Annotated in this window: 19 protein-coding genes; 13 read left to right on the top strand and 6 right to left on the bottom strand. The window is 51.5% G+C overall.

Going from position 1 to position 23,922, the window contains the following annotated elements; genetic code table 11:
* Positions 1 to 6 precede the first annotated feature (6 nt).
* Entirely contained in the window at positions 7 to 1,626 is a 1,620-nt protein-coding gene (locus HOK28_02830) for a sigma 54-interacting transcriptional regulator (GenBank protein ID MBT6431998.1), read from the top strand.
* Between the two features lie 34 nt (positions 1,627 to 1,660).
* Here the strand turns inward: HOK28_02830 and HOK28_02825 are convergent, their stop codons facing one another.
* The gene (locus tag HOK28_02825) at positions 1,661 to 2,071 is read right to left on the bottom strand and encodes a hypothetical protein (protein ID MBT6431997.1); all 411 of its coding nucleotides are present in this window, start codon (positions 2,069 to 2,071) and stop codon (positions 1,661 to 1,663) included.
* A 76-nt stretch (positions 2,072 to 2,147) separates the two neighbouring features.
* Entirely contained in the window at positions 2,148 to 3,233 is a 1,086-nt protein-coding gene (locus HOK28_02820) for a hypothetical protein (protein ID MBT6431996.1), read from the bottom strand.
* A 120-nt stretch (positions 3,234 to 3,353) separates the two neighbouring features.
* Between HOK28_02820 and HOK28_02815 the strand changes: the two genes are divergently transcribed.
* The 8 genes from HOK28_02815 (at position 3,354) to HOK28_02780 (ending at position 13,204) form a co-directional block, all read left to right on the top strand.
* A complete protein-coding gene (locus HOK28_02815) occupies positions 3,354 to 5,375 on the top strand; it encodes an FHA domain-containing protein (protein MBT6431995.1) in 2,022 nt (673 codons plus the stop codon).
* 5 nt (positions 5,376 to 5,380) lie between these two features.
* On the top strand, positions 5,381 to 6,829 hold the full coding sequence (gene xseA, locus HOK28_02810) for an exodeoxyribonuclease VII large subunit (protein MBT6431994.1): 1,449 nt from the start codon (positions 5,381 to 5,383) through the stop codon (positions 6,827 to 6,829).
* A gap of 35 nt (positions 6,830 to 6,864) precedes the next feature.
* The gene (gene xseB, locus HOK28_02805) at positions 6,865 to 7,104 is read left to right on the top strand and encodes an exodeoxyribonuclease VII small subunit (GenBank protein MBT6431993.1); all 240 of its coding nucleotides are present in this window, start codon (positions 6,865 to 6,867) and stop codon (positions 7,102 to 7,104) included.
* Positions 7,105 to 7,115: 11 nt separating this feature from the next.
* Positions 7,116 to 7,865, top strand: a complete 750-nt coding sequence (locus tag HOK28_02800; GenBank protein MBT6431992.1) for a TlyA family RNA methyltransferase — start codon at positions 7,116 to 7,118, stop codon at positions 7,863 to 7,865.
* Between the two features lie 87 nt (positions 7,866 to 7,952).
* Positions 7,953 to 9,527 carry a tetratricopeptide repeat protein gene (locus HOK28_02795; GenBank protein ID MBT6431991.1) on the top strand — a complete coding sequence of 525 codons (1,575 nt, stop codon included), beginning with the start codon at positions 7,953 to 7,955 and terminating at the stop codon, positions 9,525 to 9,527.
* A complete protein-coding gene (locus tag HOK28_02790) occupies positions 9,527 to 10,603 on the top strand; it encodes a hypothetical protein (GenBank protein MBT6431990.1) in 1,077 nt (358 codons plus the stop codon). The genes HOK28_02795 and HOK28_02790 overlap by 1 nt, the downstream gene beginning before the upstream one ends.
* Positions 10,584 to 11,426 carry a hypothetical protein gene (locus tag HOK28_02785; protein MBT6431989.1) on the top strand — a complete coding sequence of 281 codons (843 nt, stop codon included), beginning with the start codon at positions 10,584 to 10,586 and terminating at the stop codon, positions 11,424 to 11,426. Before HOK28_02790 ends, HOK28_02785 begins: the two co-directional genes overlap by 20 nt.
* A 98-nt stretch (positions 11,427 to 11,524) precedes the next feature.
* Complete coding sequence (locus tag HOK28_02780) at positions 11,525 to 13,204, top strand: hypothetical protein (protein ID MBT6431988.1); 1,680 nt, start codon at positions 11,525 to 11,527, stop codon at positions 13,202 to 13,204.
* Here HOK28_02780 and HOK28_02775 read toward each other — a convergent pair.
* A complete protein-coding gene (locus HOK28_02775; GenBank protein ID MBT6431987.1) occupies positions 13,199 to 14,572 on the bottom strand; it encodes a response regulator in 1,374 nt (457 codons plus the stop codon). The two genes, HOK28_02780 and HOK28_02775, sit on opposite strands and share 6 nt — an antisense overlap.
* A 163-nt stretch (positions 14,573 to 14,735) precedes the next feature.
* On the opposite strand from HOK28_02775, the gene glpK reads away from it, so the two are divergent.
* Positions 14,736 to 16,229, top strand: a complete 1,494-nt coding sequence (gene glpK, locus HOK28_02770) for a glycerol kinase GlpK (GenBank protein ID MBT6431986.1) — start codon at positions 14,736 to 14,738, stop codon at positions 16,227 to 16,229.
* A gap of 71 nt (positions 16,230 to 16,300) precedes the next feature.
* On the opposite strand, the gene HOK28_02765 is transcribed toward glpK, so the two are convergent.
* Positions 16,301 to 19,291 carry a hypothetical protein gene (locus tag HOK28_02765; GenBank protein MBT6431985.1) on the bottom strand — a complete coding sequence of 997 codons (2,991 nt, stop codon included), beginning with the start codon at positions 19,289 to 19,291 and terminating at the stop codon, positions 16,301 to 16,303.
* Positions 19,292 to 19,462: 171 nt separating this feature from the next.
* Here HOK28_02765 and HOK28_02760 point away from each other — a divergent pair, with 171 nt between their 5' ends.
* Positions 19,463 to 20,083, top strand: coding sequence for a deoxynucleoside kinase (locus HOK28_02760; GenBank protein ID MBT6431984.1), 621 nt, complete (start codon positions 19,463 to 19,465; stop codon positions 20,081 to 20,083).
* 42 nt (positions 20,084 to 20,125) lie between these two features.
* Here HOK28_02760 and sfsA read toward each other — a convergent pair whose 3' ends face one another.
* Entirely contained in the window at positions 20,126 to 20,833 is a 708-nt protein-coding gene (gene sfsA, locus HOK28_02755) for a DNA/RNA nuclease SfsA (protein MBT6431983.1), read from the bottom strand.
* 243 nt (positions 20,834 to 21,076) lie between these two features.
* On the opposite strand from sfsA, the gene HOK28_02750 reads away from it, so the two are divergent.
* Positions 21,077 to 21,832 carry a hypothetical protein gene (locus tag HOK28_02750; GenBank protein MBT6431982.1) on the top strand — a complete coding sequence of 252 codons (756 nt, stop codon included), beginning with the start codon at positions 21,077 to 21,079 and terminating at the stop codon, positions 21,830 to 21,832.
* A gap of 41 nt (positions 21,833 to 21,873) precedes the next feature.
* Here the strand turns inward: HOK28_02750 and HOK28_02745 are convergent, their stop codons facing one another.
* A complete protein-coding gene (locus tag HOK28_02745) occupies positions 21,874 to 23,232 on the bottom strand; it encodes a hypothetical protein (GenBank protein MBT6431981.1) in 1,359 nt (452 codons plus the stop codon).
* Between the two features lie 107 nt (positions 23,233 to 23,339).
* On the opposite strand from HOK28_02745, the gene HOK28_02740 reads away from it, so the two are divergent.
* The gene (locus tag HOK28_02740) at positions 23,340 to 23,834 is read left to right on the top strand and encodes a DUF1285 domain-containing protein (protein ID MBT6431980.1); all 495 of its coding nucleotides are present in this window, start codon (positions 23,340 to 23,342) and stop codon (positions 23,832 to 23,834) included.
* Positions 23,835 to 23,922: the final 88 nt, after the last annotated feature.

The raw sequence follows: 23,922 nt of genomic DNA, 5'->3' as shown, positions 1-23,922 counted from the left end.
AGAGCGATGCGTGTAGGGGTTGAATTAGAGAGCGCCGGTCGTACGGTGATGTGGCGGCCACTTGAAGGCGCGCTGATGACCATCGGGCAAAACCCTGAATGTGATCTGTGTATCCCGCAAGAAGAACTTGGCATGGTTCACTGTGTTTTGCAGTGGAATGGCGAAGTATTAAGTGTGAAGCCTCAAACAGGCGGAATCATTCTCAACGATGAGCGGATAGTAGAGTCGACAAGGTTGGCAGTAGGTGACCGGCTGGGTCTTGGGACCCTTACGGGGGTTGTGAAGTTTGAAGCCATGCCGGAACTGGATTCTGGTGGGCAGACGCGAACACTTGTGCCTGAGGCTTTTCGCCGCCGCAGCGACTTAATGGTTCGTTTGCCTGAAGCTTTCCCTGGAAAGTCGTGGTCACTTGATGAGCGCGGTATCACCCTCGGCGCAAATGAATCCAATGATATCGTTTTAGAAGATCCCTACGTTTCGGGATTCCATGCTCGCGTTTACATGCAAGATGGCCGAGCCATCATTGAAGATGTGGGCAGCCGAAACGGCGTTTTCGTTGGCACGCAGAAGGTGCAGTCTGCGGAAGCAACACCCGGCGCACAAATTCGAGTCGGCCAAACCGTCTTACTGGTGGCTGCGGAAGATCCGGAGCAAGGCAAGACACGAGCCGGCCGCCAGTCTAGCCAAATGATTGGTAAGTCCGAATCGGTAGAGAAGCTACGAAAGGTTCTCCGCCGGGTCGCAGGCAGCGATATTCCTGTTTTACTCACGGGTGAAACAGGCACCGGTAAAGAGGTCGCGGCGAGTTTGGTGGCGCAGTTAAGTCCCCGAGCTGGTAAGCCGCTGATTATTTTAAACTGCGGAGCACTGACCAGGGATCTGGTTGAGTCTGAACTCTTTGGTCACGAGAAGGGTGCTTTTACCGGAGCCAATGAACGTAAGATTGGAGCCTTTGAGGCGGCCAACGGTGGAACCCTTTTTCTGGATGAGATTGGTGAGCTACCACTGGATATGCAACCCAAGCTATTGCGGGCGCTGGAAAACAGTGAAGTAAGACGGCTTGGCTCTCCGAAAAGTTTTCATGTGGATGTTCGAGTGATTGCTGCAACGAACCGCAAGCTTGAAGAAGAAGTGGCTGCGGGCCGGTTCCGCGAAGATTTGTTGCACCGAATGAATATTGTGACGGTGGAATTACCGCCGCTGCGTCGTCGTAGCAGCGATATTGAAGAGCTTGCGATGCATTTTGTGGCGGCTTTTAGCCCGCAGGGTGAAACAGTTGCGGTCTCTAAAGCTGCTCTTGATAAGCTTAAGTCACACGTGTGGCCAGGAAACATTCGCGAGCTTCGCAACACACTTCAGCGGGCAGTGCTGATGCGTATGGATGATGGAGTTGAAGAAGATGACATCACTTTCGCGCCTTCAAGCTTCGAGCACCGAGCGGTTGTTTCTGAGGCGGTAACCTCACGTACGCTTTCCGAAATTGAGAAAGAAGCCATCACGACAGAGTTGATTAGGCACAAGGGGAACAAGAAAGAGGCCGCAGCCGCATTGGGCGTGTCGCGTTCAACCATCCACCGGAAAATCGAAGATTATGGGATTGATTTAGAAAAGCTTGGCGTAGCCTGAGTAGACTTGAGCCGGGGAGCATGGTGAGAGCTTTTTACTTGGCTTTAAAATCACAAGCAGCATCTGCTTTATAACGCTTACAAATTTCATCTGTGCAGAGGAAAAACGTTAGATTTGCGTTTACCGTACCAGCTCCAGCTTTGGCAGGAGTAAATTCGGTTTCGATGGTTTTGGAAGCTGTCTTTTCGTCCACGAAGTCTTTCGCGGTGTACTTTTCTTTAGCAGGTGTGACGCCTTCACTGCCTTTAATCATCGCCTTGAAAGGCGTCGTTGTTTTGAGGGTTTGCTTGCCCTTTGGGGTGATCGTTAGTGCACATGCGCCCGCTTTGCCGGAGGCTACGTCGCCTTTAACTGCGTAGGTAAGGTCGTAGAGTTCAGCGCTGTCATCGCTGGCCATGACCCAAGATGCTGAAAAAAGAACGGAAAAGAAAATCAGTGTACGCATATTATAAGCTCCTCTAAAATACATGACGGTGACCTCGTCACCGAACTTCATTATTAACTTATTTTTTTCCTCGGGGCTATCTGAAGCGGCGAGTTAGCTCTTCTTGGTGACCTTGGAGATCGTCGGGTGTTTTGACGGCAAGGAAACGTCCTTCATCACCTTCTCGCGGTACATGAAGGTAGGCGGAGTCGGCAAAACTTGTGATTTCGCCCATGAGTCGTTCAAACTGAACCACAGATTGCCCCTCGACTACTTTATCGGCCCGAAACCAGGTCAACGGCGGATTTTCCGTGAAGACGTCGACATTCATAACCATATTGTTGGTGCTAAAGACCGGAAGGGCGTCATTGTCGAAATCAGCCGGGAAGCGAAAGCCTTCGACAATTGCGACGCGGCCATCGACGCGAACTGGAGCGCCGCCTTTGTCGCCAGGATACCTTGGGGCGACCTCCGCGGTAACTTGTTTACCACCAAGTATGTGCGCTCCAATGACTTTCGGACAGAGGCTCGCCGCGAGGTTGTCTACGTTGCTTACGAAAAGATAGCGCCCACCTTGCTCTTTGAAGGTTTGAAAGTCGCCGCAGGCGGCCATGGAGCTGAAGATATCGCCGTGGCCTGGGGCATAAAAAGCGAGTTCGCCATCTTGCTTGCGAAAGGGCTCACCATCGGGTTTGACCCGGACTGAGATGCTCTGCATCGCCATGCGAATATTGAGTGGGTGGTCTTCTAGGTGCCCCTTGGTGTCTTGGGCAGTGGCAAATGAATTCATTAAGAAGATGCCGACTTTGTCGCCAAATCGGCCAACATCCTTAAGCTTTAGCTCAAGAAAGCTCTGACCTGGAAGGGCTTCAACCACACCTTTGACCACGCCGCCAAATCGAGTGGCCATCCCGCCATTGAGAATCACGACACCGACTTCTCCCGCATCGATTGCTTCTTGGCCTCTGCGCTGAGCCTCGCTGCCCTCTTGAGGCCAGTCCATGATGTCGCCAGGCTGAGTGGGCTCAAGTTTAGCGTCGATAAAATTACGCGCCTGGGTAAAGAGGCCTTTTTCGAGCTCGTCACGTAATTGGACGAAAGTTTGAGCGTCGAACCGAAATTCTTTGAGATATTCCAGATTTTTCTTATCGAAAGTTGCCAAAAGGTCATGGGTATCAGTCATGAAGGGCTTTTATGACATGATTTGCTGACTTGAAAGCCCTTGAGGAGAGCACAACGCATTGAGATGCTATCGGCGCGTGTGCTAACGTATGGGTTTGCAGGAATATTTGGTGGGAGCACTGTGTCTAACTCTGCCTACAAGTTGATTATCGAGGATGATGAAGGGCGCCGCAGTGTTGTTCCCGTGGACCTCGGTGCGTCTCAAGATGTAAGCCTGGGCCGAGATCAGGCCAACACCATTTGTTTGAATGAGCGCAATGTCTCGAGGCGCCATGCTCGATTTTTCGAAGATCCCACCGGGATATTCGCGGAAGACCTAAGCTCCTACAACGGAGTTTGGATCAATGGTGACCGGATCCAAAAACGTGAGCCTGTTTTTCAAGGTGATGTTTTAAGAGTGGGCGACTTTAATATCGAACTACGTGGCGAAGGACTTCATGCCCGTAGGGACGAAACGACCCAGCGTACCGTGGGCCCAGTGTCGGAACCAACGCAGCCAGGCTTTAAGATGATTGAGGATTCGATTCCTGCATCTGAAATGACCATGGATGCGGCTCCGCCACTTGAGCCTCTTAGCTTCGAAGAGACTGCTGAGCCGAACGGCCAAAGCCGGGAAGAAAAGACGGCTATCATTCGGATGTCGGATTACGACTTAAAGGATGAAAGCCTAGCGGAACGTTTGACCATTGCAGGCCAGCGCGCAAAATTAATCTGCGTCACAACGCAATTTGCGGGACTCGAATTCGAAATCGATAAAACCGAAGTTATCATTGGCCGGACCGATGAAAATGACATTGGATTGGATCACCGCTCGGTATCACGGCACCACTCAAGAATTGTGGTGGACGGTAACCGTTACACGGTTTTTGATAACGGCAGTGCCAACGGAACCTTTGTTAACGATGAGGAATACGCAAGCGTTGAGCTCAAATCTGGAGATGTGATTGAGCTTGGGCATGTTAAGCTTCGCTTTGTTCCTCCTGGTGAAACTTATTCTTTCACGGAAGAGGAACTCAAAGCTGTTCAAGACGCGCGGGGAGCGACCAATCCAGGTGTGACCGTGACCGAAACACCCGATGAAGTCACTGACGTTCGTAAAATGCCCAACCAAACGATGCTGCTCGGCGGCGTGGTCTTGGTGGTCGTATTGCTTCTGATTTGGGCGGTGGTGGCGGCGACACTCGGCGGGTCACCTGAGCCAGCGCAACCAAGAGCTGCTGAAGTTGTGTCCAAACCAGCTCCACCGCAAGCTCAAAAAGGCGGAGCTCTGGAAGAGCTTTTGGCCGAAGCCAACAATGCAGCTAAAAGTCGGAGATGGTCCAGGGCGCTTGATTTAGCGAGAGCGGCGGTCACTTTAAGCCCGTCCAATCCGGAGGCTATGGCGCTTGAAAACCGAGTCATGGCCGAGCGTGATGCTCAAGGTCATGTTGAAGCCGCTCGGCAATCGATTGCTGCCGGTAACTGGGAAGAAGCTTGGAACCGTCTCAGTGAAATCCCGACCCGAAGCGTTTACTACGAAGAGGCAAGCCCACTGATTGCTCAGGCGCGCGGTGCTTTGATCACTGAGCGCATCGCCGAGGCATACCGCGTGATTACTGCACGGGACTGGGACGCCGCCGATGTCTTGGCTGCGGAAATCGCAACCCTTGATGGTCAGCGCCCAGAGTTGGTCCAAATTCAATCGGAAATTCGACAAGGCCGCGTAGAAGATGAAGCGGCGGCTCAAACCAAGGCTGCTCAAGTTGCTTCGCAAAAAGCACGTACCAAGCCAAAGCGCAGTGCTCCCAAGCAAGCCGTAAAAACACCGGCGGCTAAACCAGCGGCTCCTAAACCGGTAGCTGCTCCTAAACCCGCCCCGGAACCACCGGCTGCCCCTGTGGCAACCCCTCAGGAGCTCTACACCCAAGGAGCCCTCGCACTAAAAGACGGCCAATACGATAAAGCCGTCGAGTATTTTCGTCGATGCGTTCAAGTGAACAAAAATTACGACCGTTGCTACCGGGCGATGGGTATTGTGTATGCCCGCAAAGGGGATCCGGCCAAAGCAGCTCGGTATTATAGAAAGTATCTGCAAGTGAGCCCCAACGCGGCCGATGCGAACCAGGTTCGCGAACTGCTCAAGCAATACGAAGGAAACGAATAAGAGCCATGGCCAACGACGGGTTTGGTGGCTTGTTTGATAAGGTGATGGCTCCTTCAAAGGCCGCAGTTGCCCCTCTTACAGTCTCCCAGGTAAATCAAAGAGCGAAGAACGCGCTCGAGCGGCAGCTTGGCCGGGTCGCGGTGATTGGCGAAATCAGTCAGCCGAAATTATCTTCTGGACACTTGTGGTTTGCACTTAAAGACAACGCCTCCCAGCTTCCTTGTGTGATGTTCCGCCGCGATTTAAGCCGGCTTAAGTTCCAGCTCGAACACGGTATGGAAGTGGTCGCCACCGGCCGGCTGACGGTTTATGGGGCCTACGGCCGATATCAAATGGTTGTCGACTCTGCAGAACCTCGGGGGCAAGGTGCTTTGCAGGCAGCCTACGAGCAGCTAAAAACCAAACTTCAGCACGAGGGGCTTTTTGAGCAGGGGCGTAAAAGAGCTTTGCCTGCTTTGCCAGGTCGAGTGGCTGTGGTGACGAGTCCCACGGGCGCAGTGATTCGCGATATTATCAATGTCTCCACCCGGAGATTTCCTCAAGCTCAAATATTGGTCATCCCGGCCCGCGTTCAGGGCCCGGATTCAGCCGGGAGCATTCTTGAGGGAATCCAGAAAGCGAGCCTTGGGGCTGAAAAGCTGGGGCTCAGCGCTTTGATTGTGGGACGAGGCGGCGGAAGCCTTGAAGATCTCTGGGGTTTTAATGATGAGCGGGTTGCTCGGGCCATCGTCGACTGCCCGATTCCTGTTGTGAGTGCGGTGGGGCATGAGACCGATTTCACGATTGCTGATTTCGTGGCCGACATGCGAGCTCCAACGCCATCGGCGGCAGCTGAGCTGATTTTTCCGCAGCGTTCGGAGCTGGTGCAGAGACTTAGCTCGCCGGTGCAGCGCGCCCGATTAAGTGTGAAGCGCTCCTTAAATCACCGCCGACAAACGCTGCGTATGTTTGAAGCGAAGCTTGGTGATGGACGTTCTCTTCTTCGAGAAGCAATGCAGCGCTTGGCTTATGCCCGGGATGGTTTACCCGCTGTGCTTCGAGCAGATCTGAATCGACGGGCAAAACGATTGAATGCCCTAACTATGCGACTGCGCGCCCACGATCCCAAGATTTCTCTCTCGCGTACACGAACCAGTTTGGTGGCATCGTCGAGTAAGATTGAGCCGGCTTTGCGCCGACGTTTAGCCTTTGAGCGAACACGGATTGAAAACTTGGAGAGCCGCTTGCAGCAATCCATGGGCCGTCGCGTTGAGCAGGACCGTATGCGTTTGGCGCTTGCTGGTCGGCGATTAGATGCTCTTTCTCCGCTGAGTATTTTAGACCGAGGTTACGCCATCGCGTTGAATGCATCCGGCGAAGCGGTAAAGGACGCTGAGAGTCTTCAACATGGCGATAAACTCTCTTTGCGCCTTGCGCACGGAACACGACAAGTGATTGTAGACGACTCGGCTTGACGCAAGCAGGTTAGTCAATTTAAGCAGGATCCATCATGACTTCTAAAAAAGATAAAAAAGAAGAAGCCTCTTTCGAGCAGATTGTGGCTAGACTCGAAACCATCGCACAAACCTTGGAAACAGGGGATACGCGACTTGAGCAGGCTCTTAGCCTCTTCGAGGAAGGCGTACGATTAAGCCAGGAAGGCACGCGCCGGCTCGATGCAGCCGAGCACCGTATTGAAGTCTTACTTGAAGACGACAAGACCGAATCGTTTGAACCCTCTGCGGACTGATAGCAAACTCAATGGCAAAGATGCGCGCGGATTTAATGGTGGTGGAGCAAGGGCTGGCTCCTTCGAGAACACGCGCTCAGGCGCTTATTCTTGCAGGGGTTGTTCTCGATATCCACGGTAACCGGGTTGAAAAGCCCGGGCAAAACCTACCGGAAACCACCGAGTTGCATCTTAAAGGCCAGCCGATTCCCTACGTCTCGAGGGGCGGGCTAAAGCTTGAAGGTGCTTTAAACGCATACAGTATTGCGGTCGACGATGCGGTTTGCCTGGATGTTGGAGCTTCCACGGGCGGATTTACCGACTGTCTTTTACAGCGAGGTGCTAAAAAAGTGTTCGCGGTAGATGTGGGTTACAACCAACTTGTCTACAGTTTACGTCAAGACGAGCGCGTGGTGTGCATGGAGCGGATCAATGTTCGCACTTGGGACCCTGAAATCTTGGGTGAAAAGGTTTCGGTCATCACCATCGACGTTTCGTTCATTTCCCTGATGCTCATTTTAGAGTCGGTTATAGCCGCGGCTCAGCCGGGATGCCGCTTGGTTGCATTGGTGAAACCGCAATTTGAAGTTGGCCGTGAAGAGGTTGGAAAGGGCGGAATTGTACGCAATGTGGCGGCTCGAGATGCCGCTTTGGTACGTATTCAGGACGAAGTCTTAAGGCTTGGCGCCACTGAGCTTGAGACAATGGACTCGCCTATTCTCGGTACAAAAGGCAATCACGAATTTTTACTAACTTGTGTTTTTGGAGAGTCGCCGGTTTGAGAGCCTAAGGGGTTTGACATTCCCCCCAAGGTTCTATCGAATGGGACGAAATTCCATTGGGACAACCTCACGAAGAGAGAGCATTAGATGCAGGTGGTCTGTGATAAATGCAGCGCACGATACGAGTTTGAAGCAGCGGATATCCCAGCAGAGGGATACGACGCTCAATGTACATCTTGCGGGCACATATTTTTTGTAAGTCCTGAGGGCGATGCGCCTTCTCGGGCAATGGAAATGCCAACGCCGGCCCCAACTCCCGAGGCGCTCGAGGCAGAAGAGCCCCTTGCAGAGACAATGGCTGAAATTGATTCGCCGCTTGTAGGGGAAGCCGATGAGCTTCCGCCGACCGAACTCGACGTTGATTCCGCAGCGGCCGATGATTTTCCCGACTTTGACGATTCCGACGAAGGAACGACGCCAGAACCGGCGAATGAGGAAGAAGAAGCAGAGGCACGCGAAGCCATTGCTGCTGTTGATTCATTCGACGATATGATGGCGCTTTCAGCTCAGCTTGGTGAGCCCACTCGGGAAGGTTTTGATACCAGCCCGGTGGATGACACAGAGCTCGATGCACGTCGCCGCTCATCTTTGATTCGCGTGGTAAGCCTGGCCTGCATCGCGGTGGTGGCTTACGTTGGGTTAACCTTCACCCTCGCACCTCAGATTTTCGACAAGACCGTAGGGCAATTCATCGGTATCGATGCGGGCGTTGACCCGGCGGCTGTACCTTATTGCCAAAAAGGTCAGGACCTTATGCTCGGCGATACCCCAAAAGCACTTAAAAATGCGATGGGTCAGTTTGCTGAGGCTAAGTCCATTGACGAGAATTATGGCGATGCCTTGGCATTCGAAGCGATTACGAATGTCTTCATGGGCGCAGACTTCAAAAACGAAGGCACCCACATTCTCGACCTCAAGAACGCAGCTGAAGTAGAGCTCGCACGGCTTGATACACTAAGTTCAAAAGAGCGGCCTAAGGATTACGTGGCGCTGAAGCAGGCGTTGCTTGCTCAAGCAACGGCGAGTCAAAAAGCTCAAGAGTGGGTAGAAAAAGGCGGCCGAGCCTTAATGAAAGCGCGGCGTGCCATTGAGTCTGGTCTCGAAAATGACGCTACCAATCCAAACTTCAAACTTGCGACTGCGCTGCACCGAGCTCAAGACTCAGACACGCTGACCCGGGCTGAGCAGTACTTAAGAATGTATTTAGAGGGTCTTGGACTCAGCCAAGAAGACTTGTCGAAGCCGACCAACCACTGGATGGCTTACACACATGGTCTGATTTTGATGGCTAAGGAAACGACCGCAAAAGATGCGCCTGCAGCCTTCACCGCTGCGATTACTTTAGAGCCTCGTTTTCAACGAGCACGCCTGCGATTGGCACAGTCTTACCATAAGCTGGGACAAGTTGATGAGGCCGTGAAGACGCTTGAACAACTGGTTCAGGCCCAACCCAAGCATGTTCAAGCAACACGCTTACTCGCATCGTGGAAAACTCCGGTAGCTCCTGCACCTGCAGCGAAAGAAGTAGAAGAACCGAAGGTAGAAACCAAGAAGATCAAGAAGAATAAGAAGCGCGGTAAAAAGGGTAAGAAGCGCGGTAAAAAAGGCAAGAAGGGTAAAAAAGGTAAGAAGTCTAAGAAGGGCAAGAAGAAGTCTAAATAGTGCTTCGTCTTTGCTTGATAGGCCTTTACGCCTCCGTTTTTGTTCTCACTACTGGCTGTGGTTCCCGCCCAGCTCCGGTTCTGGTTTCGACCACCGAGATTTCTCCTCAGTTACCTCAAGTCTTAGCCGATGCATCAGCCATCGAGCATATGCTTGAGGGCGAGCGCTTTTTTCTTCAGAAGCGTTACAAGCCTGCTGCCGATTATTTCCGGTTAGCCCTGGTTCATGACCCCCACTCTGTTCATTTATACCTTCGTCTTGCCCAGGCATTGGGGAAAGCGAATGCTTGGCTTGCCGCCCTCCAGGTTTTAGAGAAGGCCCAAACTTCCTGCTCAGGTCATCCCAAAGTGCGGTTGGCGCTGGGAAAGCTTTACTTAGAGACTGACGATTATGAGGCAGTGGAGAGGTTACTTCAGCCAGCAGAGTTTGAGTCCGAAGATTATGCGCGGGCGCTTTTAATCCGATTGGATGCGTCCTTGTGGCGCCGCCGCCCTGCACTGGTGCAGGATATCGAAGAGCTGGTTCTTCAAGAGTTTCCGGATATGCGCTGTATGATTGGCGCTTTGTTAGAAGATCATGGCTTCGATAAGCGGGCTCTAGCGCATTATGAACTTTGCTCTTCCCAGCTTAGCTTGGTTCGGTCACGTTTGGGTTTTCGCCAGAGTGGGGCGGCTCTCTCAAATGAATTCAAGACGGTGCCGGTTGCTCGTGAAATGAATCTTCAGCCGCTATCCGGCGTCAGTTCATCTAAGGAATTAAGTAAAGAAGGCGTGGAGCTTAGGCGAGCGCACCGTCTTCGTTCAGGCGATTGTGAAGTGCTCTACCAACTGGGAGGTTGGTACAAACTTAAAGAAGATAAGGGGCGGAGCCTTAGATACATTGAAGAGGCCTTTAGACGGTGCGGAGACCACCCATCCATTGCGATTGCCTTGGCTAGAGCCTATGGGACGCGGGGCAATTGGGATCGCGCCCGGGAGCTGAGCCAACAAATTTTAGAGGGCGATTACACTTCTGAGGTTATGAGCGCAGCAAAAAAAATAATAGAGCGGAGTTATCGTGTTCAGGCAGAAGAATAAAGAGCAGTTTAAAGGTCGCTTGAGTTTGTGCAGGCTTGGTCTGAATCAGGCAGCACTCTTTGTGTGTTTCATGTCTTTTCTGACGATTGGCTGCGCCGGACGTATTCCGCTGCCTGAGCATCTTCAGCAAATGACCGCTCAAACGGTCACCGATGCCATGAACAAACGGGCAGTGAAACTCAAAGCGTTCAGCAGTGAAGTACGTGTCACTTACTTCGGCCCGGACGGACGACTTAAGGGTACTGTAAGCCTTGCAGCGCAGCGGCCAGGAAAATTCCGCTACAACTTAATGGGGCCTCATGGCGGCGTACTTGAAGCCTTCGCGACCAATGGGCAAACCTTCCAATTATCGAAAATGAGTGAATCGCGATTTCTCTATGGACCCGCAACTCCGGACACCCTCGACAGACTTTTGTTTTTCGCGCCGCTACACCTCGGCCCTAAGGGTTGGGTGGATCTTTTGTTTGGCACCGTGTCCATCCCCTCTCATGCGACCCTTGATTACAGTGAGCAAACGGGTCAGTGGATGCTTGAGTGGGAGGAGCAAGAAAAGTTTGTTCGGGTACACGTCGAGCCCCAAGAAATGATGATGAGCCGTTTGGAGGTTTCAATCGCGGGAGAACTTGTTTGCGATGTGAGTATTGAATCTCGCCATGCCGTGGGTTTGCCTGCGAAACTCAACCTAAAAGCGCCCCGAGACAAAGTGCAGGCAACTCTAAAAACCAGAGATATCCGTGAGAATCCCACCTTTGGTAAGGCCACTTTTGAGCTCAGCCCACCGCGCGGTGTAAAGCCCGAATATTGGGGACCTTTAGCGGATTAACTCCACTTGCTTTGAATGCTGGCCGGGCCCTGCTACACTTTCGTGTGGTCTGACGACCAAATGAAATCATACGATGATGCTGGCTTTGTGGGGCAAAAATGACTGATCACTCAGACGACTTTTTGGACGAAGAATTAGATATAGCAGTGGAAGCGCCAATCGATGCGCCGGGACCACCTGTGATTCCGCCGCCTTTGGTTGAAGGCAATGCTCAGCAAGGAGCAAGCGAGTCTCCGAAAACATCGGCCACCGACGGCAGTGCTTGGCACGGCCGGACGCCTTTCGAAGATCTATTTGTTTCCGACTCACCGCCATTGCCTCCCGGCCGCGGCTCAGCTGAGGAAAAGGTTGCTTACTTACGCGAGAAGCTCAAGCGTTCCGAGGCGCAGCAGGCAAAGTTTAAAGATGCTTGGTCCACCCGCGATAGGGAGATGGATTTACTCGAAGGGCTGTTTAAGCATTATTGGCATCGCACGACAGAACTGAAATCAGAGGTTGGAGAGTTAACTCAAAAGCTCGCCGCCATGGAAGATTATCTCGAACGCAAGAAGAAAGAGATTGTCGACTATGGTGAGCAAGTTGCGCAGACATTTAAAAAGCGCGACGAGATGGAAGCGGCTTTGCGGGAGGAAATGAGTGCGCGACGTGCTCACGACCAAAGGTTGATTGAAGAGAAAAATTCTCAATTCAGCGCATTGGAAGTTCAACACCGTCAGCTTCAAGATGAGCACAATGCAGAGCGCACATCCATGCGTGATCAGATAGCTCAGCTCAAGAAAGATTTGCAGGTTGGCCGCGACGAACTAAGTAAGTCTAAAGTTTCAGCGACTGAAAAAAACAATGCATTGCAACTTGTTCGGGAAGAGCTCGAAGATGCTCAATCAGCGTTTCAGCGAGATCTCGATGCCCGCAATCAAGCAATCGATAAATTTAAAGAAACGATACGGAAGCAGCGTTCAAGCATTGCGCAAAGTGAAGCTGATGAGAGCCAGTTGCGCCAAGAGCTCAAAAGTTTTGAAGGTGAACTCAAGCAGCAGCGCGTTACCCATGCTCTTGAGCTACAGCAAGAAAATGAACGATTGGAGTCTTTGCAGCAAGAGCTTGTGACCACGCGAGCTGCTCGCGATGGTCTCGATGCCGAGTCTGAAATTCTGCGTGAAAAACTATCGGCCGTCCAAGTCGAACTTTCGGGTTCTCAGAGTGATAAAGAGCATCTAGAAAGTCGCCTCGAGCAAAGTGAGCAGAGGGTGAGCGAATGGATGGAGGCCAACGAAGACATGAAGGGCCAAATCACTGAGCTCCAAAGTGATATCAGCGACCTTCGCGAAGAGCGCACGCTACTTGAGCAAGATCATGACAGATTGATTGCCGCAAAAGAGGAAGCAGAGTCAGGCTTTGTTCAGCGCGAGCAAAGTCTTCGAGGAAACATCGAGAAGCTTGAGGATCAAGTGGATGCGGTCAACGCTGAGCTTTCCAAGAGTAAGCAGAGCTTTGAGGCTCTTGAGGCTGAGCATCAGGAATTGGTCGTGGATTCAAAAGAGGCTGCCAGCTCCTTAAGCAGTAACATCGAAGAACGTGATGAGGCGATTGAAAAACTGAAGTCGTCCATGGAAGCTGGTCGCCAAGAGACGGCGAGGCTTGAACGTGAAACACAAAACTTACGTGAGACTCTTGAGGCTGAGCGGTCTGAGGCTCTTGCCCGCCGGGTAAGTATGATTGAGAAGATTGGTCTAGCTAAGCAGGTGCTTAAAAGTGCTCAGCACCGTGAAGGCCTATAGGTCTTCGTTTTCTTGAGGCAGCTGAATACGGTCCATAGCCAGCTTAAGTTCACGCATGGTGAACGGCTTGTTGAGAATAAAGTCTACCGTGTTTGAGCTGCTCGCTCGTTCTTCAAGGCTGAGAGGCCATCCTGTCACCATGCCAATGATGATATCGGGGTAATTTGTTCGCAGTTTTCGGGCGAGTTCCCAACCATTGGTTTCAGGTAGATCTAAGTCTGTGAGCAAGAGGTCAATATTGCCTTGGTCTACGGCTTCAAATGCTTGAGGTGCCGAGTTTACAGCCCGTACATTGTGACCTTGGTCTTTGAGCAGCTCCGTAATCATTTCGGACACGTAAACATCATCATCCACAACAATTACATTGAGCTGGTTTTTCTGGAGCTTACGTTGACCGAGTGCACTTTGCTCAGTACGCGGGAAAACCAAGCTAAATTTAGTTCCCGTTCCGTGTTGTGTATGCCACTCCAATTCGATTCCGTGACCGACAAGGATATCTCGCGTCATACTCAAGCCGAGGCCCGTACCTTTTTCTCCTTTGGTGGAAAAGAAAGGGTCAAACATTCGTGCTGCAATCTCGTCTGGAATGCCATCCCCGGTATCTTCGATTTCAATGACGGGTTGACCGTTTTTGAGATCAACGCGCAACGTAACATCCCCTGACTTGCTCTGAACGGCGTCCATGGCGTTGCCGGTGAGGTTGAGTAAAACCTCCATCAAATCTTGTCGGTGACTGACCACGTCTGGGGTATGCTTAACATCGACCTCCACAGTGACGCCGTCAGGAATTTGAGTATCGACAAACCGAGAAACCTCTTCCAAAAGCTCTGCGAGTGGAACGACTTCAAGCTCATCTTTACGGCGCTTGGAGAATTCCTGGAGGCGCTTCAAAATGGTTGCTGCATTCTTAGTAGCGGACTCAATGATATCCAGATCTTGATTAAGTACGGGGGTAAGCTGCCCTCGGGTACGAATTCTTAGCAATCGACCAATCACCGTGGTGAGCGCGTTGTTTGCATCGTGAGCAATTCCGGCTGCGAGTTGTCCCACCATCAGCAATTGATGGATGGCAGGGCCTTGAGGCTCAACATCAACATCCCCAAGAAGCACAATATAGGCGGGCATTTGCTCGGCCTGGATTGGGAGGCACGTGATGGATAGGGCACCTTCTCCTGCGCTGCGCGGAGCACTGATGGTTGCAGGAACCTTGGAAGTAAGGAGCTGAGTAATTAATTCCTGGGAAGTAGGGGCAAAGAGCGCCTGGAGCGAAGCATTGTGAAACCGGGACGAATAGGCTGCATTGTGTGTGATGGTGGTTCCAACACAGAGAAGCGCGGGTCCTTCGAAACTTTCAAGGCTTAGGTTCATGACTTTCCTAGTTTCCTAATGAGCTGGGGTCAACCTATTCTGCCAGCCCATGCTGTGCAACCCAGCATGGTTCGTTCAATGATGAGCGTTTTCATTTGATTGCGGCCTTGATGGGTTTTATGAGATGGATCGTAGGCAAACTTAAGCACCCAGGGGATGAAAAATGGCAGAGCACATACTTGCAATTGATCAAGGAACCACAGGCACGACATGTCTTGTCGTGAAGATAGACCCGAATTTGGGGAGTGTCGAAGTGGTTGGCCGGGGCTATGCTGAATTTGAACAACACTTTCCTCAGCCAGGCTGGGTTGAGCATAAGTTGAGTCAAATCTGGGAGTCTTGTGAAAAATCTCTACCGAAGGCACTTGAAGCGGCAGGGATTAAAAGCTCTGAGATCAGCGCCATTGGGATTACGAATCAGCGTGAAACGACCGGGATTTGGAGCGAGTCTGGGGAACCTTTAGCAAACGCCATCGTGTGGCAGGACCGCCGAACGGCCGATAAGTGTAAGATACTTCGAGAAGCTGGGCATCTTGAGATGGTGCAGACGCGAACCGGTTTGGTTCTCGACCCATATTTTTCAGGCACGAAGGTTGCCTGGCTCTTAGACAATGTTGATGGGCTACGAGAAAAAGCCAACAACGGTCAGGCCCGGTTTGGAACCATCGACTCTTGGTTGGTGTGGAAACTTACCGGCGGGGATGTCCATGTAACCGACGCGACGAATGCTTCACGCACCTTGATGTTTGATATTCGTAAAGGAGCCTGGGATTCCGAGTTGTGCAGCGTTTTAGGCGACATTCCGACAAAAATATTACCAGAAGTTCGAGGCTGTTCCGAAGTGTACGGGAAAACCCGTGGACTGAGTATTCTACCTGACGGTATTCCGATTGCGGGTATCGCTGGTGATCAGCAGTCATCGCTGTTTGGACAGGCGTGCTTCACTCCGGGCATGGCAAAATGCACTTACGGCACAGGAGCCTTTGCGCTTGTTAATGCGGGCAACGAGCCGAAGGCGAGCAAGCGAGGATTGCTCTCTACGGTTGCTTGGAGCTTGGATGGTAAGTTGACCTACGCGATTGAAGGCAGCGTTTTTATCGCCGGTGCGGTGGTGCAGTGGCTACGAGATGGCCTGCAATTTTTCGAAAGCAGCAGTGAGATTGAAGCCTTGGCCGCCCAGGTCGAAGACAATGGGGGAGTCACAGTGGTTCCCGCCCTCACGGGCCTCGGAGCGCCTCACTGGAATCCAGATGCACGCGGTATCATCTGTGGGCTTACCCGCGGAACGACTCGGGCGCACATCGCTCGGGCGGCGCTTGAAGGGATCGCTTTTCAGGTCTCTGATCTCTTAGGCGCCATGCGATCTGACAGTGAAACGTCCATTCAAAGCCTGCGGGTCGATGGTGGTGCAGCTGCGAACGCAATGCTTATGCAGTTTCAGTGTGATCTACTGGGAGTTGAGATTCAAAGACCAACAGTCTTAGATACTACAGCGTTGGGTGCAGCTTATTTGGCTGCACTTGGTACAGGAGTTTTCAGCAGCTTAGATGAAATCACCAAGGCCTGGGCAGTTGATACGAGGTTCCAACCCAAGATGGATGCATCATTGGTTAAGGAGCGGGTAGCGGCTTGGCAGAGTGCGGTAAAGAAGGCTTAACGAGAAGAAGTTTAGCTAAGGGTGGCTGCTCCCCGAAAGGAGCAGCGCACGGTCAGTTGGTCAGAGCTTGATCACTGTGTGTGTGAAAAGTTCGACACGTGAAGTGCTCGGCTCTTCCAGTCAAAGAGTGATCCAATATTCAGTTCATCATAACTGGCGTTAGGCGAATAAAGCGCCATGAGCTGCCAGTAATAAGCATCAGACGGCAAGTTCAGCCCTGCTCCCATTTGCGGAAAGATGGGCAAATCAAATTGCACATTGTTTCCAGGTGAAATGGCAAACCAGTGAATGATAGCCCTTGGTATAGGCATCGCTCCGTCGCACGGAATGATGGTCTCAAAGTTATACATCCAGTGGACATTAGCCGATGGCTGAACATCAAATGGAGTCTCTGGAAGAAGCTCGACTTCAAAGTTCATTGGCCCGAGAGCGTTCGAAACGGTCGGTGAAATCTTTGAGTGTGTTTTGAGAAACGGGCTGGCCACCACAGGGTCAACTGTACTGGTCAAGCCATAGGTCCTTGTGTCGGAGCGTGGCGGAAAGATTTGACCATCCGCGCTATTGCCCACACTGGTGTCCACGTTAAACGTTGCGAAGTCCATAGACTGCGGCAGTCGGAAGGGCATATCCACATAGACGGTGTCGGTGCTTGGTAGAACACTGGCGCCCATCATGTGAAGACCCATGTAGCCAAAGTCGTACCAGACATAGCTGGCAGCGTGGGTTGGCAAGAGAGCGTTTAAGCTGGTGACACCTTGTAGCGGTGGATTATCCAAAACAATCTTCAGAGGTTGCTTGAGAGGTGTGTCGATATAGATGTCCATGTCTTCGTAAACGAGAACGCAGACGCCGCCGTCACCCAGATCCATGCACTCTTCACTTGTCTCACACTGAGAATCTTCGTCACAAGCAAGCCCTGAACTCGCCTCGGTGTAAACAAAAGGTCTAAAGCCCATGGCGTGTACATCAAGGGTTCCCTCGTCGGTGACTTCACCGGCAAGTGCCATCAAAACCATATCTCCAGTTCGCGCCCAAATCTCATAAGAACCGTTGCTCATAAGTTGAGAGTTTGGACCGGGGTCTGGCAGCTGCTCAGAAAAAGTTCTGTAGCTTGTGGTTACAACAACCATGTCGGCACCGGTGTTGAAGTCATCCTTGATCCGGAAGACGTCGCCGCGAATCAGCGGTGGCACCATAGACGTTGGCTCTGGACACGGTGGGAGTGGATCTGGTGGCGGATCCTCTTTTGGCGTGATCTGCATGGTTAGGTTTTGTGCATCGGTTTCAATCCAGGAAAACTTACCGAAGCCAACTTTACCTGCGTGAAAGCTTTGCGCACCGTAGACTTCGAGGCCACTGATTGTGATTTGCCCACGGGAGTCGGTGTAGCCATAGAGGTGGTCTTTGGTGGGATCAGCGAGCGCGCCCATCATGACAAATGCATTCTCAACACGCTCACCTGACGTACTGACTACGGTGATGTTTACGGCTCCATCGATGGGGCCTCCACCGGTCCAGTTGTTGAGGTCTGCCGGGTCGAAGTATGTGAAGAAATCTTCAGCATTGCGTTCAATTCCCCAGGTCTCAACGCGAACGTCTACGAGTCCTGCGGAGCCAGCAGCCGGAGTGCGGGCAATAATCGTTTGGCTGTTGACCACGAGAATGTCTGTAGCTTCACGCTGGTCAAAGAAGATTCGACTGTCGGCGCCAAAACCGTTGCCTTGTATCTCTACCCGTGTTCCGCCAGCGATTGCACCTTCAGAAGGTATGGCACTGTCGAGTCTTAGGTCGATGTATTGAAAAGCGTCGATTTCGGTAACGCTGACATCTCCAGCAGTGACCGTAATATCAACCGCTCCTTCGGCATCTGCAGCAGGTGCGTCGCAGGTTAGTTGCCAAGGGTTGAGTTGGTTACAGACCGCTTCAGTTGCTCCAAAGAGTACCGTGTCGATGGTTTCAGTGAACCCGCCAACAACCAATGAAATGGTGATTCCACCCTCCAGCGGTGAGGCTGCAGGAACCAGGGCGATGACACGTGGTGTGTTGTTGTCAGGGTCAAAATAGACAAAACCATTAGTGAGTCTGTCGGAACCATTCTCGTTGGTGGCTACTAAATCCACAGGTCCTTCGACCGGGGGGTTGGCTGCGGGTGTTACGAACGCCATCTCTGTTTCAAACGGGTTCGGTGTATTCTCAGCGCTTGTGATTCCAACCATAAGCACGGTTGGTTCAACAAAGCCCGCTCCAGTGATGTTTGCTTCAGTACCGCCGCCAATGGGTCCAGCGAAAGGCTCAATAGCATCGAGTCGAACAGGGTCGAATGTGCGGAAGGCAGCTGGCAATGTTGCAGTGCCGTTCATGTTGGTGACTGTGACGGAATAAGTGCCGCGCTCAAGTGCCGGTGTAGACACCGTGAGTGTGTGCGAGTCAACCACGGCTGCTTCGATGGGGCTGGAGTCATCAAATCGAACAGTGGTTCCATCGATGAGTCCGCTACCGAAGATTGCAACGACGGTTCCACCTTCACTTGGACCGCGGTCTGGTTGGATCCCCGTAATGGCTACAGGATCGAAATATTCAAAACCACTCTCCAGCAGAGCGGTCGCGGGCGGTTGTCCCTCTGCTGCTTTTAAGATTCGGACGGTTACATTTTCTGCCAATGCGTAGGCGGGTGTGATGCACTGGATATTGGTATCACTAACGACCTGAACTTGGGTGCACGCGGCGCCGGTAGGGCCGAACGTAATTTGAAAGGTACTGGGCGCTGCACCTTGATCGTCTTCGAATCCCCAGCCGATGATTTCGACAAGGTCGCCACCTTCGGTGCTTCCGCGGTTGGGTTGAATGGAGTTAAGCGAAATGGTGGCCTCGACACTGGTTGTTTCCGTGTCGTCAGGCAAATCTCCTGGAGTTGCTTCCGGTACTTCTTCTGAGCTTGGGGTGTTGGCCCCGATCTCATTTTCCCCGGATCCGAGTAGGTCAGAACAACCGCTTCCCAGAAGGGCGAAGGTGGTCGCAAGAAACAAAATGGTTAAAAACCTGGATGGGCGAAATTCGTTCACTATGTGTTCCCCAACGGTGTATGTTCACTTAGACCTGGGTGGGCCCTTGTGGGTGCTGTTATGATTGAGAGTATTGCTACCCCAACCATCGATGGTCAATGGTGATTTTAACGTTAAAACTAGCAATTGCCATTTTGAATTGAGGCTCTCTCTGAGCTAGTAAGCGATCCGATGTCAAAAACAAAATACATTGCAGTTGCCGGCAACATTGGTTGTGGAAAAAGTACATTGGTCGACTTCATTTGTAAGACCTACAATGTAGAGCCTTTTTTCGAGCCGAACGCGGAAAACCCTTATCTGGTCGATTTTTACAGAGATATGAAGCGCTGGGCGTTCCACTCTCAAGTTTATTTCTTAACCCACAAGTTCAGAATTCATCGCGAGCTTGAAAAGCGTAGAGAGACGGCAACGGTCATTCAAGACCGGACGATCTATGAGGATGCGGAAATATTTGCAGCGTACTTACGGCGGCGAAGGTTCATTCTCAAGCGTGAGTGGGCTCTGTACAACGATCTTTACGAGACTATTCTTGAGGCACTGCAACCGCCAGATTTGATGATTTACCTACGGGCAAGTGTGCGAACGATTCGCAGTCGTATTCAGCTCCGCGGAAGGCCAGAAGAGCAGCAAATACCCACATCGTATCTGAGAAGCTTAAACCAGCTCTATGAAGGTTGGTATGAGGGTTACGACCGGTCGCCAACGATTGTCCTAGAAACAGATAACTTAAACTATCTTGAGGACTTAGAGCACCGAATCGATGTAGATAAGACCATTCGCCGACATCTTTAGAAGGCACAAAAAAGGCGCTCAACGGAGCGCCTTTAAGCTAATTTAGCTTTCTAGATTCATTGGCATGCTTTTGTCGAATTCGATGGCCTTTCGGCTCACTTTGGCTCGGAAGCACAGCGTTTCTACGCCCCGTGCGACAGCATCTCTAAATGCATCGCAGTATTCGGAGTCGAGAGCATCGGCCAGTTTAAAGCTCGTAACATCACTTCTCTGCGCGACGAAGATCACCATGGCTCGGTTACCTTCCCGAACCAAGTTGGTCAGGTGAGTGGCTTCTTCAATACCGCGTGTGTGCCGAGCATCTGGAAAGTGGGCTACGCCCTCTTTTTCCAACGTAACGCTTTCTACAACAATGTAACAAGGTCGTAGCCCATTGCCGTCGAGTATTAGATCGACGCGTGAGTTTCGAGAGTTCTTTGGAACCCGGCGCATGGTTGCGTAGCCAGCGAGTTCCGGGATTTGCCCAGCCATAATCGCTTCAGAAACCACGGTAATTGGCCGACCGGTATGAATTCCTACCGGCGTGCGGCCGGAATAGATAATCTCCAGTTGGTGGTCGAATTTTCGTCTCGGGTCGTTGGTTGCCGAGAGAAGAACTTTGGAGCCTGGGTCAGAAATACCAAGCATTCCACCGGGGTTCGCACAGTGAACCGTAATTTCTTCACCGGTTCTAAGCTTTACATCAGCTAAGAAACGCTTGTATCGGCGGATGAGTTTTGCCTCTAGTAGTGGATCTTCAAATCGCATCATTTCCCTCCCGGATGTTGAAGTGCTGCTCACTTCGATACCCACCTTCGTATCAGATGGGGGCTAAAATTGAAGTTCTTACCCCCACTTCAAGTGCCGTCGACCTGAAATCATTTCCAATTCTAATCGTCAACCCTCTATATCGCGATCTTTTCGTGAAAACGGGAACTTAACGCGTCTTGTCAATCTTCATTCAAGAGTGACAGATACGTTGACGCAGCGGGTGAAGAGGGGTAAATTCAAATCATGATAAAGCGAATAATAACGAGAGTCGCCGTGGCGAGTTGTATTCTAGGTCTTACGGTAAGCGCCTATGCCCAAAATTCCGTCACCAACACGGTTAAAGAACAAGTTCAGCCTCGCGAGAGTGCTATCGAAATGGTTCCAGACGAAGAGAAGTCTGTCCGAACCCGTCGCGCCGTAGACAACATGCGCGGCTCGCTCTCCAAGGTACTGGGTTATCTTGAGGAAGCTCGAGAGCAACGCGATGTCCTCAAGCTAAACTGCGTGAACGAAAAGCTTACAGCCATCAAAGGCCTACTGCGTGTTTCCGAGCAAGCAGCGGTGACCATGATGGAAGCTTTGGCTACGAAGGACGTCAGCGTTGCGCAACACGAATACGAAAAAATCATGATTGCGGCGAGCAAAACCGGAGAGCTCTCAGCGGAGAGTGAAGTTTGCATCGGTGAGCTGGCTGTTTACTCAGGACAAACTTCGGTAACCGTTGAAGTGAACGATGAAGTTGTTTCCACTGCAATCACAGGTTCGGATAATGCGGGTGCTGCGGGCACCGGCTCTGAAGGTAGCGCTGCAAGCAGCTCTGATGCCCAGGAGGGTGAAGTATCATCACTCCAAGAAGCGGTGATGGACAGCCCTGAATCTGCGCCTTCCTCATCAGGCAGCTCAAGCGAAAGCGCTGATGAGACACCGACGGAAACCGAGGAAACTGCTGTTTCAAGCAACCCGAATGAGGACCGACCACCAGCAGCGTCAGGCTCCTAAGCTCATCAGCGATAGTTAATCTATTCGTTCGAGCTAAGTTCCTATTTTAAAACTTGGCCTGTCCAGTCTTCTGGATGGCTCAGGTCAAAATGAGAACACACCGTGGGAGCAATGTCATAAAGCGTTGCTCCGAGAATCTCTCCGCTTCTTATACCCGGACCATTCATTACAAAAAGCCCATGCCTTGCATGGTTTGCTCCATCTTCACCGTAATCGTTCTCACGCTGGAGAGCTGAATCATAACCGATGGTCCCCAGAGCCCGGTACCGGTAATTTTCTATTTCGAGAATGACATCTGGCGGATGACCCTGCGCGTTTTCCCAATTCTGCGCTGGCCTGTGTGCTTTGAATTCGATGGGCTTGTTTGCAAGTGTCTGCAATTTTGTAAATTTCGTGAGGAGTTCGTCGATGAACCTTGGTGCATCTTTCGGCTTGATGGTGCCTTGAGGTTCGCGGCTCTCCAAATTGAGATAGATTCTTCCGACGTAGCCTCCAGCTGCCCAAGCTTTGGTTTGCGACCAATCAACATTCTCAGGATCTAGAGACTCAACCTGTTCAGGCATCTGATAAAGCTTTAACAAACCTTCGTCGAGCAGCCATTGGTTCAGAGCGATGGCACCTTCCATGGTTTGAGCGCCATGATCAGAAACGACCATGAGTGTATCGTTTTGGTTTAGACAGGCTACAACTTGGGAAAGCTGTTTATCTAAGAGTTCATAGTAGTCACCCATCGCATCTTTAAATGGGTGATCTGTCTGGCTCTGCATGGCTCCCCAAAGTGCGTGATGCATTCGGTCGGGACCCATGTCGACGCGCATTGCAAAGTCCCATGCCTGAGTTTGTAGCCATTCGCAGTATAATTCTGTTTGCTGAGTGCTTAAGGCAATGCAGGCTTCGAGAATTTCAGCATGGTTACCAGAGCGAAACCCATCGATATCGAATGCTAAGGTCTGATGGTTGCTCTCGGCTTTTTCCAGACAGTCACGGGGGTAAGATGCATATTGCCGGTCATCGGGCGTTAAAAAACCCGTGATCATTTTTCCTAGAAGAGGGCGAGCTGGCCAGGTAAGAGGAACACTTAAAACCAGCGATGACTTGTTGGCATCCGTGAGGCGGTCCCAGAGATAGGGGGCATCGTGGCTGAGGGAATTGGCAAGTTTGCGCTCCGTATAAGATCCCAACTTGCGATCTCGAAACCCATAGACGCCGAGCCGGCTTGGCGGATAGCCGGTTGTCATACAGGCCCATGCCGGTACAGTGATTGGAGGGACCGAGCTTTCCAAAAGGCCAGAGAGTCCGTTTGTGCGCAGCTTGGTGAGGGTTGGCATACGATGCGCGAAGCGATCAAATGCCAATTGAGGTGTTAAACAGTCCAAACCAACAATACACAGACGTCCCATGAAGCCGCTCTAACATAATCCTGATAGAATGGGCAGGCTCTTGAATGATTCTGGACCCGGTATAACATTGGGGTATAGAGCGGGTTAACTAGAAAAGGTGGAGTGCTTTGCCGTCATTGCTTATCATAGATGATTTACCGATTCGGGTGACCAACGATGGCCGGTGGGTTCATGGAGACGAAGCGCTGCACCCTAAGGTGGCTATTCTCTTTGCCAAGTGCCTTATTCCACAAGAAAATGGTGAATGGGAGCTTCAGGTAGGGCAGCAAAAATCGGCCGTTCTCGTGAGCGATGCTGGATTTTTCGTGAGAGCTATTCGGGTTGTAGCGGGAGAGCAGGGCGATATCCAAGGGGTACGGATCAAGATATCCGATGACACCGAAGAGATGCTTGATTTAGGAACCATGATGATGTCGAGCGATAATGCCCTTTACTGCCGTATCAAGCGCCATGGCTTTGAGGTTCCGTGTAAATTTACCGCTCAGCAATACCATGAGCTTGGTCTTTTGGCGCATTTTGAAGACGATAATGCATGGCTGCTTTCAGGGAATGAAAAGTATCGTCTCAATAATTCTTACGATGCATCTCATCGAAAGCTTTAATAATGCTCGGTCGTAAGTTGATGGTCTACAATTTCAGCTAAGTACAATGCCTCTATAAAGTTAAGTAACTTATCCAGCGTACTTCTTA

The sequence above is a fragment of the Deltaproteobacteria bacterium genome (genome assembly GCA_018668695.1).
Classification (GTDB): Bacteria; Myxococcota; XYA12-FULL-58-9; order XYA12-FULL-58-9; family JABJBS01; genus JABJBS01.
Note: the sequence above shows the minus strand (reverse complement) of the source record. Positions and strands in the feature narration are given on the sequence as shown.

Coding starts and splice junctions, on each gene's coding strand:
- HOK28_02830 (MBT6431998.1), top strand. CDS start 7: ATGCGTGTAGGGGTTGAATTAGAGAGCGCCGGTCGTACGGTGATGTGG.
- HOK28_02825 (MBT6431997.1), bottom strand. CDS start 2,071: ATGCGTACACTGATTTTCTTTTCCGTTCTTTTTTCAGCATCTTGGGTC.
- HOK28_02820 (MBT6431996.1), bottom strand. CDS start 3,233: ATGACTGATACCCATGACCTTTTGGCAACTTTCGATAAGAAAAATCTG.
- xseA (MBT6431994.1), top strand. CDS start 5,381: ATGGCCAACGACGGGTTTGGTGGCTTGTTTGATAAGGTGATGGCTCCT.
- xseB (MBT6431993.1), top strand. CDS start 6,865: ATGACTTCTAAAAAAGATAAAAAAGAAGAAGCCTCTTTCGAGCAGATT.
- HOK28_02800 (MBT6431992.1), top strand. CDS start 7,116: ATGGCAAAGATGCGCGCGGATTTAATGGTGGTGGAGCAAGGGCTGGCT.
- HOK28_02795 (MBT6431991.1), top strand. CDS start 7,953: ATGCAGGTGGTCTGTGATAAATGCAGCGCACGATACGAGTTTGAAGCA.
- HOK28_02780 (MBT6431988.1), top strand. CDS start 11,525: ATGACTGATCACTCAGACGACTTTTTGGACGAAGAATTAGATATAGCA.
- HOK28_02775 (MBT6431987.1), bottom strand. CDS start 14,572: ATGAACCTAAGCCTTGAAAGTTTCGAAGGACCCGCGCTTCTCTGTGTT.
- glpK (MBT6431986.1), top strand. CDS start 14,736: ATGGCAGAGCACATACTTGCAATTGATCAAGGAACCACAGGCACGACA.
- HOK28_02760 (MBT6431984.1), top strand. CDS start 19,463: ATGTCAAAAACAAAATACATTGCAGTTGCCGGCAACATTGGTTGTGGA.
- sfsA (MBT6431983.1), bottom strand. CDS start 20,833: ATGATGCGATTTGAAGATCCACTACTAGAGGCAAAACTCATCCGCCGA.
- HOK28_02750 (MBT6431982.1), top strand. CDS start 21,077: ATGATAAAGCGAATAATAACGAGAGTCGCCGTGGCGAGTTGTATTCTA.
- HOK28_02745 (MBT6431981.1), bottom strand. CDS start 23,232: ATGGGACGTCTGTGTATTGTTGGTTTGGACTGTTTAACACCTCAATTG.